Source organism: Pseudomonas sp. Xaverov 83 (genome assembly GCF_019352905.1).
In the GTDB taxonomy this organism is placed as follows: Bacteria; Pseudomonadota; Gammaproteobacteria; order Pseudomonadales; family Pseudomonadaceae; genus Aquipseudomonas; species Aquipseudomonas yamanorum.
In genome coordinates this window covers 82,171-90,593 of record NZ_JAAAFU010000053.1, presented here as the reverse complement: position 1 = coordinate 90,593, position 8,423 = coordinate 82,171, and the positions used below count along the sequence as shown (strand labels likewise).

Genomic DNA, 8,423 nt, shown 5'->3' with positions numbered 1-8,423 from the left:
ACCAAACAAAATCCGCTCTGCTGGGCGGTCTAGAAGGGCTCACCGAAAGGTGGGCCCTTTTTTGTTGTCTTGGATTTCTTCAGAACGTTCACAAAATATCGGGCTCGTTCACACTGGGCAATGTGAACGCCGTTGATCGGTCGTCTTGGAGTACGGCGAAGCGCTTGAATTCAGGTGGGAGGTCTTGGCAAAACGGTCCGACGTAGATGCGGTAAGCTTGATCATCGCTCACAAGGATGTATCGCATGAAGCCACCCTCTGATCTTAAGATTATCAACGTTATCTACAAGTTGTACTACGAAGAGTTTAAGGACTTCGCGCAGGAGTCCGACGTTCAAAACGGGCGGGTGAGTAAAATCCATGTTCCCATCGACTGCAAGATGATTGCTAGGGAGCTGGGCGTGGATAGTGACATCGTTTTTGGAAGGCTCTACTACCACTTGGAGCAGAAATACGGCTATAAAAGAGATGATGATAGTAAGGTCGTATTCTTCTCGTTGGGTGTTGGTCCTGACAGGCACTGCGTGAACTTCCCGCTTCTTGCGTCTGTGTTGGCAGGGCTGCAAGAGGAAAGCAGTAAATTCAAATGGGCGACCGTCCTATCCTTCATAGCCGTCCTGATTTCAATCGTAGTGCCATTGGCTACCGCATTACTAGGCAAGTCGTGAGTGAGCTATCGCGGATGTATCCTCGCCCGCTACGGCACCAGTTAATAGTCAGCGCCGCTGACAAGTGATCACCTTTGGCTGAGGGTCACGGTCTGTTATCGACCAATACTCTGTGCCCAAAGATCCAGCTGTTGGCCTTTGACCTTGATCTATCTATTGGGTATGACTGATAGCGAAGCGCTATATCAGCACTTGTATGACCCCACTTAAATCAATGGGTTAAGCCAGCACATGATTGGGCAAGGTGATGCAGAGTAGTGGTGAAGAAATTCATGTCACACCACTTCCACAAAGCAAAGCCCGTGCTGATCAAGCCAAACACCAGTGGAGCGATATGATCGGTAAACCAAGGGGTGACAAATGCGCCTTTAATTGTCGAATAAACCTTCACCGTCCAAGTTACAGGTGCGCTAGGCACGTACGCCTCAAGACGTACATAGTGTCCAGATCTCACCCAAGCCCCACCATCTGTGTAGCGGTAATGACCTGAAACTTTTATCTCTGTTCGCTTTGCCCGGCTGTAATCGTGCAACTGAATCTCTGATTCCGGCTGTTCCCTGCGGTCTTGCTTCAATCGGTCGTAACAGGTGAGTTCGGCATACCCTCTATTAAATTTCACCTCTTCATTCGGTACACGAACTCGCTCAACGCATCTCTTTAGCTCAAAATGTTTTGTCCATATGGCCGCTGTGATCAACGCACGGTCGTACAGATGATTCATGGGCCTATCAAATCGGAAACTGCCACTCGGGATATGTTGCACAAACCGGAACCAGAAATACGCATTGAGGGCTGCAAGCACCAACCAAACACTTTCGGTACGCTGGTGAAGCTTGATGTCGTTGCCCATTAGCTTGAACTCAGTCAGATCGGCCCCGAAATACCAAAGCGCCAACACCAGCGCCGAATACGTGAGCAGGAAGCCACGTGCCTTTTTGAAGTCCCCTTCATCATCCATCGTAAGCACCGCATCCCATTGAGTGGGAGCATGCTAGCAGGTCAACCTGCATGATGGCATCGGGCTATTTCAAGCGGTAGTATCGCCAGACCACACATACCGGAAGCAACCATGAAAGCAGGGATAGCAGTAGCGATAGCACTAGCAGCAGCCATGGGAAGTGGTCAGGCATTGGCGAATGGAAACGAGCTACTCCAAGCATGCCAATCAGCAGTTCGCTACATTGATAGCGATGGCAAAGATGGCGACGCATACAAGGCTGGCTACTGCTTCGGGGTCATCAACGGCGTGTCTTCGTTACAAGGACTGACCAACCCAAGCCTGCCAAAGCAATCTAGGACATGCCTACCAGCCCAAGAAGTTTCGGTTTTGCAGGCTGCAAGAATAGCTGTGAAGTTCATGACGGCGAACCCGGAAAAGCTCCACCTTGATGACGGTGCTGTTGTGCTTCTGGCGTTACAGCGAGCCTATCCATGTACGTAACCAGCCTGTTTTTTTGGGCAAGTCCCGTGCCCGCGACGTAGAAAAGAGTGCAACTCGATGGGCGATTGAGATTTCAGCTGGGAAAAATAAGCGAGACACCCAGATACTTGCTGGAACGGCTTAACGGTGGACGCTGCCGATCATCGAAAGCGGCAGCTTTATACAAGTAAGTGGGTTGCTGGGTGCCGCTGGTCTCGATTCTGGCAGGCGTTGAGCCAGGCGCTGTCCTTGAGTCAAGTGCAACGAAGCCCGCTCGTGGCGGACTTCGTGGGGCGTTACGGTCTCGCTTTGGCTACACGTTGGACTGTACTCAAAGCACATCTAGCATTAGCAGCCGTTTTGCGGAGAGACATGCCACTGGCTAGGCAGTCTTTAATACGGGTATGCAGTTTCAAGTCGACTGGACGCCCCTGATACACATCAGCAGCCTTGGCCTTCTCGATGCCCTGAGCCTGACGGCGGTGTCTGTCTTCGTAATCCTTTCGTGCAACAGCAGCCAACATATCTAACAACATGGTGTTGATCGCGGCCAGCATACGCCCTGTGAAGTCATCTCCCTTACGCACTGGCTGCATTGCGACATAGCTAGTTGGCAAGTCCAACGCCACTACCAGAACCCCCTTGGTGTCGAGGATGGTACGGAGCTTTTTCCAATCAGCCTCATTGAAACGCGACAAGCGGTCAACTTGCTCAACCAGCAAAATGTCACCGACTTCGCAATCATCCAGCAAACGGAACAGTTCAGGACGTTGAAGAGTTAAGCCGGATTCGTTTTCGATGTACCACGCCGCAACACGTTGACCATGTTCAGCAGCAAAAGCCTTCAATTGATCTCTTGCCCTTGTGGCGTCTTGGTCATCAGCCGATGCCCGCAAATATGCACGTACAAACATCCCAACCCTCACCTGTATCGTTTTGAATACACCGATTATAGGTGTGCTGATTAGGGTTATTAGAGCGATATTATCGGTACACTCCAAGCACCAGATGAACGGTACTCGATGAGGTATACCCATATCGGTACGCACGATGAACACCATTGCACGCGCCAGACTGGTAGTGGCAATCTGACTTCTCACAGAAAAGGAGCTACCCATGAAAGATGGAATCATTCGCTTAAACGACTTCCTGTGCTACTTCGCCATTGCGATATTGGCGTTCGTTGGCTACTACGCATACGGGCTAATGGGCGGTGTTGGTGGCTTTGTCATTGGCGCTGTGTTCGCTGGGTTCTGGCTTGTTCTCAGCGCGATATACGATGAAGTTAAACGGATTGGCATAACTAAGGGCTAAGCGCCCCCTCATCGAACCCGGCTCACACCATGGGCCGGGCTGGATGTTGCCGTACTGCTGAAAAACGGTGATTCGGTGCCGGAGTGGCGAATTCTGTGCAAGAAACCAGCTCTGATACCTAGCACAACGTCGAACTTAGCCAACCAGCCTCCACACCCTACGGAAACACTGGGTTACAGACGTGCCACAACTCTCACACTCGTATGGAACGCCTACAGCGGCCATGGGTATTGGGTGGATTTCACCGGGTTAATTGAGGTTACCGAAAGGATTACCAACCGGTACAGTAAACACTTCATCATGAAGGGAGTCACCATGACCATTTGCCTCGTTGATATCGGGAAGCAACCAGAAGAGCCGTTGAATGTAAGCATGCTGCTTCCTCTTCCGGCAGATACACCGTACGGTAACTTTCAGCTCAAATGGATGGATATGCTTTCGAGGCTGAATGAAGCCAATAGGCAAATCATCATTAGTCACGAAACGTGGAATGCAACTATTCGTGGTGATATTGAAGACAGTATGAAAGATGTTTTCAATACACATCGCTTCGCCACAGAGTATGCGGTCATTGGGTTGCGGAGGATAGCGGATGAATTGGTAGCACTCATTTGGTGCCTAGAGCAATTGGCAACCACTGGCGAATACCCAAGCAAGATAAAGGTAGACTGCCTCGGACATGTCTTTAAACAAAACTACAATGGACCAGATGAAATATTCGCAAGACACCTTGATCTTTTTCGGACTCTGAATGATCTCTCAAACACCTTCAAACACTCCGTCATCCAATCTGACCTTGCCAGAATAGGTGCAGATGAGCCTCTAATACTCGCCTTGAATTTAAAAGGAGCAAATCTAGAGAGTGAGCCGGTGTTTTATAACGTAAGCCTAACACGCCTTATAGAGGGCTATAATCAGCTCTTTGCAGATTGCCGTAATTGGCTGTACCACCAATGTCAGCAAGGAAGAACACATAACTCTTGAGTATTGATCACCTACCACAGGCAAATAGTCCGCTTCATACGTTACCGTATTGGCCAACATGACTACTGGGGAGGGGGGACAGCGCGAGCTGTGAAGTTGATTCGCTTCCAAGGCTATCCCACATCCCGGTGGAGGTATCGCCACCAGACCTCCGGTCCTACCGAAGCCAGTAAGGAATGGGATCACCACAGAACCGCTTCTGCCTTTGATCTTGATCTTGGATTTTTGTGCATAAAGGAATGCGTTCGCATTCAGTAGTTCACCGTCAGCGATCGCTGACAACAGTTCAACGATGAGCTGCATCGTCGGGGACATCTTCGCCAGTAGTCGGTCATGCCCAGCGTGTAAATAGTGTGATGCTTGCGGTCCATCGTTACAGATTCGAGTTGGTTCGCCCATGACTCTGCGTCAGCTTTGGTGCTGAAGGTTTTCGATTGTGGGGCTTTACCTTTGATCAGTACCTGGGCGTTCCAGTTTCCGGAGGGAAGTGAGCGGATGTTGGCCATTTTTGACGCCTCATAATGTGAATGGGCGCTCTGTTGAAACCAAGAGCAGCAAGGCTTGCAGATTGCTCAAGCAGACCTTGACATGGTGGGGGTCGTTGGTTCGAGTCCAATCGCGCCTACCAAACAAAATCCGCTCTGCTGGGCGGTCTAGAAGGGCTCACCGAAAGGTGGGCCCTTTTTTGTTGTCTGTCGTTTGGGTGTGTCGCTAGGAAAAGCCAGGCAAACCTCTCAGGTTCGGTCGGTATCCAACAGCGCGTACATCTCAAAGTCCCCGGGGCTGCCACGCACCATACGGAATGACCTCAGCGTTCCTTCGTACTGAAACCCGCATTTTTTCAGGACGTTGGCCGAGCGAGGGTTCGTCACGAGAACGGTGCCTTGTACCCGCAAAAAACCATATTCCAGGAATGCCCACTGAGTTATCGCAGCGCACACTGCGCTGGCAATGCCTTTGCCCCAGTAAGCAGGTGAGAGGTCATAGGCTATCTCCGCGCTTCGGTTCTTGTCGGAGATCGTGTGGAACCCGATTGTGCCGATGAGTTCGCGGTTTGCCCCATGAGTGATAGCCAAGCGCCTGTTTGAAGAAAGGCGGGTCGAGTCCAGTTCGTCAAATAATGGCAAAAGGTCATTCTCGGTTTTCAAGTCCCAGCTTGTATGTTGAATGACTTCTCTTTGTGAAAGGTAGGCATACCACGCAGGTATATCTGATCGCTCCAGTTGTCGCAGGGAGATATCCAGATGGTCCACGGCTGGAGGTTTTTGAATTCGCATGTTGGCGCTGATCCTTAGCCTGAGCGGAAAGCAGTCAGGGTAACGCCGTTGCATGCCATTTATGAAGACGTACCGCCTCGGCGCTGCCTGGCTGGAATCACAGGCAAAGAAAAGCCCGCGATGGGGGCGCGGGCTTTAGAGTTTCACCAGGAGCAGGCAAACCATAGGTGTTCATCTGTGAAAGGAATGTGAAAGGGTTTCAGCGCCCAACGTTTTCACCCGCCAGAGCCAGGTTACCCAGCACCTCATCAATCAGCCCAAGCTGCCAGTTGAAGTACGGATTGAACGTCAACCGCGCGTGCATCTTGCCCGGCTCGCGATAACCCCAGTCCGAATACCACACCTCTGACCCCTGTTCGCAGGCGCGGGTGGCGTCTTCCGTCTGGCCGTTCCAGCAAAACCGCAGGCTGCCCTGTTCGCCGTAGAGCGCGTTGTCGGGTGAGAACAACAACCCCATGTGTGAGAACTGGCTGATCCGCAGTTCCGGCACGTAGTCGGTGCGCGCTTTTATCCGCTGTGTGTCCCAGGCGCTCTCCGGCAGTGTTCCGTACCAGGCCAAGCGGCTGTAGGGATTACTGAAGCGTTGCTGGAAGGTCTCCAGCACATAGTTCGTATCGAGCACTGAGTCGTGGGCTGCGACGGCAATGAACACCGGTTTGGCGTAGGGACGACGCTCCAGGTCCTGGCGAGCCACTCGGCTGCTGCGGTAGAACTGGGCGAAGCCATTGGTGGGGACGGTCATGTAGCGCACCAGGCTCTGTTGTGGCCGGCTTGCGTCTGGCGCCAGCAGCCACGGGCGTGCCCAACTGATCAGGGGGGTCAGCCAGTCGTAGGTCATGCTGGACTGGAAGGCGGGGGAGAACAGCAGCAGCCCGGCGACGTCGTCGTGTTTGTAGGCGTAGTCGAGGACCAGGTTGGCACCGGTGGAGAAGCCACCGAGGTAAATCTCGCCCACTTCTGCGCGAAGGATCGCGGCCTGTTCGTCCACCACCCGGCGCCAGTCTTCCATACGTACTTGCAGCATGTCGGCCGGTTGTGTGCCGTGGCCGGGCAGCAGCACGGTCCTTACCAGGAAGCCGCGGGCAGCCAGTGCGCTGCCGATATCGTGGAAGGACCAGGGTGAGTCGCCGAGGCCGTGCACCAGAATGATCCCGCGCTTAGGGGCGCCTACGGGGCGCCATTCTTGTGGTGCGTTCCAGTTGAGTTCGGCTTCCCTGTCGGTGCCCTGGAAGTCGCGATGGTCCCGCAGCCATTGCAAAGTATCGAGACGGTACGCTTCGAATGATTTCTGGCCCAGCGGCATGCCCGGTTCTGCGATGGCGCTCGTGCAGAGCAAAAAGGCGAGGATGCCGCCAGCAACGCTCCAGAGCGTTTTGCGGGGCTGCATATAAGGTTTTTTGTTCAAGACAGGTTCTCAGCGGAGCGTAACCGTAAGGTCATGCACGATAATGACCTGCCTTGTATCGCCGATAGTGCGAAACAGTAGCAAGACGTTTCTTATGACCTCAGAAACGGTCTAACCGATAGGGCTCAAGTGCCAGCAACTCGTTGGGCGCAGACGTTGCCAGCTGTGTAATCAACTCCGCCGTCACCGCCGCCTGCGTCAGCCCCAGATGCTGGTGCCCAAACGCAAGCAAGACCTTGCCATCGCACACCTTGTCGATGATGGGCAGCGAGTCCGGCAGGGAGGGGCGAAACCCCATCCACGGCGTCGCATCTTCGGCACTCAAATCACGACGAAACAGCCCCTGACTCAGCCGGTGCAACTGCCACGCGCGCTCCATGTTCGGCGGGCGATCAAGGCCTGCAAACTCGACGGTACCTGCCAGCCGCAATCCTCCATCCATGGGCGTCATGATGAACTTGCGCTCCAGTGACGTGACGGCGAACGGTAGCCGCCCTTGCTCATTGGGTAGCATCAAGTGATAACCGCGCTCTGTATCCAGCGGGACCTTTTTACCGGTCAGTTCGGCGGTCAATTTGGCCGAATGCGCACCGCAGGCGATCAACACCTGACGCGCCGCGACCGCGCCTTGGTCGGTCCTCAGCGAAACACCGTGCTCATCCAGCTTCCCACCCAAAACCGAGTGCTTGAGAAATTGCACCCCGCAGGCCTTGGCCGCTTCCACCAGTTCACACACCACCCGGTAGGGGTCGAGAAAATGCCCGGTGCGGGGAAAGAACAACCCGCCCTGAATTCCTTCGCTGAGTTGCGGCGCTACCTTCTGTACCGCACTGGCCTGCCAGTAATCCACCGGCACTGCTTGCTGGCGCATGCGTGCCTGCAAGGCGTCGATGGCCTGACGGGAGTCGGGGCGCTCGAAGATCAGCAACGAGCCGTCTTCGCGCATCAGCCCGGGACGATTGATGCTTTCCAGCAGCCGGTGCCAGGCGCCCAGGCTACTTTCGTTGAGGGCACGGATCCCGGCGACGGTGCGCTGGAAGGCCGCCGGGCGCAGGTTCAACAGCAGTCGGGTAAACCACGGCAGCGCACGTGGCAGGTATTTCCAGTCCAGGCGCAGCGGGCCCATCGGGTCCATGAGCATGGCTGGCAAGCGTGTAAGGATCGACGCATCCGCGATGGGAAACACTTGCTCGGTTGCCAGGTGCCCGGCGTTGCCGAACGAGGCACCGTGGCCGGGTTCCAGTGGGTCGATGACCACCACGCTCAGCCCCTGGCGTGCCAGTTGCAGCGCGCAGGCGACACCGATGATGCCGGCCCCGACCACGGCGATGTCTGGAATGACGTTATCGCTCATG

Annotated in this window: 9 protein-coding genes and 1 pseudogene; 4 read left to right on the top strand and 6 right to left on the bottom strand. The window is 54.2% G+C overall.

From position 1 onward, the window contains the following. The first annotated feature begins 245 nt into the window (after positions 1–245). The gene (locus K0H47_RS17625) at positions 246–668 is read left to right on the top strand and encodes a hypothetical protein (RefSeq protein WP_219273315.1); all 423 of its coding nucleotides are present in this window, start codon (positions 246–248) and stop codon (positions 666–668) included. Positions 669–879: 211 nt separating this feature from the next. On the opposite strand, the gene K0H47_RS17620 is transcribed toward K0H47_RS17625, so the two are convergent. After that, complete coding sequence (locus tag K0H47_RS17620) at positions 880–1,626, bottom strand: hypothetical protein (protein WP_219273314.1); 747 nt, start codon at positions 1,624–1,626, stop codon at positions 880–882. Positions 1,627–1,737: 111 nt separating this feature from the next. On the opposite strand from K0H47_RS17620, the gene K0H47_RS17615 reads away from it, so the two are divergent. Then, positions 1,738–2,109, top strand: coding sequence for a Rap1a/Tai family immunity protein (locus K0H47_RS17615; RefSeq protein WP_219273313.1), 372 nt, complete (start codon positions 1,738–1,740; stop codon positions 2,107–2,109). A 275-nt stretch (positions 2,110–2,384) separates the two neighbouring features. Here K0H47_RS17615 and K0H47_RS17610 read toward each other — a convergent pair whose 3' ends face one another. Next, positions 2,385–3,002 (bottom strand): recombinase family protein, encoded by a 618-nt coding sequence (locus K0H47_RS17610; protein WP_219273312.1) that lies wholly within the window; start codon positions 3,000–3,002, stop codon positions 2,385–2,387. A 202-nt stretch (positions 3,003–3,204) separates the two neighbouring features. Between K0H47_RS17610 and K0H47_RS17605 the strand changes: the two genes are divergently transcribed. Together K0H47_RS17605 and K0H47_RS17600 are read left to right on the top strand one after the other, a co-directional pair. After that, positions 3,205–3,402, top strand: a complete 198-nt coding sequence (locus tag K0H47_RS17605) for a hypothetical protein (protein WP_219273311.1) — start codon at positions 3,205–3,207, stop codon at positions 3,400–3,402. Positions 3,403–3,717: 315 nt separating this feature from the next. Beyond that, on the top strand, positions 3,718–4,386 hold the full coding sequence (locus K0H47_RS17600) for a hypothetical protein (protein WP_219273310.1): 669 nt from the start codon (positions 3,718–3,720) through the stop codon (positions 4,384–4,386). Positions 4,387–4,715: 329 nt separating this feature from the next. On the opposite strand, the pseudogene K0H47_RS31315 reads toward K0H47_RS17600, so the two are convergent. From K0H47_RS31315 to K0H47_RS17585, 4 genes and pseudogenes are all read right to left on the bottom strand, one after another. After that, positions 4,716–4,892, bottom strand: a pseudogene (locus tag K0H47_RS31315) (site-specific integrase); the annotation flags it as partial. Positions 4,893–5,120: 228 nt separating this feature from the next. Further along, positions 5,121–5,663, bottom strand: coding sequence for a GNAT family N-acetyltransferase (locus K0H47_RS17595; RefSeq protein WP_219273309.1), 543 nt, complete (start codon positions 5,661–5,663; stop codon positions 5,121–5,123). 199 nt (positions 5,664–5,862) lie between these two features. Beyond that, positions 5,863–6,966, bottom strand: coding sequence for a carboxylesterase (locus K0H47_RS17590; protein ID WP_219273364.1), 1,104 nt, complete (start codon positions 6,964–6,966; stop codon positions 5,863–5,865). Positions 6,967–7,168: 202 nt separating this feature from the next. Next, positions 7,169–8,422, bottom strand: coding sequence for an FAD-binding oxidoreductase (locus K0H47_RS17585; protein ID WP_219273308.1), 1,254 nt, complete (start codon positions 8,420–8,422; stop codon positions 7,169–7,171). Between the last annotated feature and the right edge of the window lies 1 nt (position 8,423).

Excerpts from the sequence above, each read along its gene's own strand:
- K0H47_RS17590 (WP_219273364.1), bottom strand. The coding sequence starts at position 6,966 with ATGCCGCTGGGCCAGAAATCATTCGAAGCGTACCGTCTCGATACTTTG.
- K0H47_RS17620 (WP_219273314.1), bottom strand. The coding sequence starts at position 1,626 with ATGGATGATGAAGGGGACTTCAAAAAGGCACGTGGCTTCCTGCTCACG.
- K0H47_RS17625 (WP_219273315.1), top strand. The coding sequence starts at position 246 with ATGAAGCCACCCTCTGATCTTAAGATTATCAACGTTATCTACAAGTTG.
- K0H47_RS17615 (WP_219273313.1), top strand. The coding sequence starts at position 1,738 with ATGAAAGCAGGGATAGCAGTAGCGATAGCACTAGCAGCAGCCATGGGA.
- K0H47_RS17585 (WP_219273308.1), bottom strand. The coding sequence starts at position 8,422 with ATGAGCGATAACGTCATTCCAGACATCGCCGTGGTCGGGGCCGGCATC.
- K0H47_RS17595 (WP_219273309.1), bottom strand. The coding sequence starts at position 5,663 with ATGCGAATTCAAAAACCTCCAGCCGTGGACCATCTGGATATCTCCCTG.
- K0H47_RS17610 (WP_219273312.1), bottom strand. The coding sequence starts at position 3,002 with ATGTTTGTACGTGCATATTTGCGGGCATCGGCTGATGACCAAGACGCC.
- K0H47_RS17600 (WP_219273310.1), top strand. The coding sequence starts at position 3,718 with ATGACCATTTGCCTCGTTGATATCGGGAAGCAACCAGAAGAGCCGTTG.
- K0H47_RS17605 (WP_219273311.1), top strand. The coding sequence starts at position 3,205 with ATGAAAGATGGAATCATTCGCTTAAACGACTTCCTGTGCTACTTCGCC.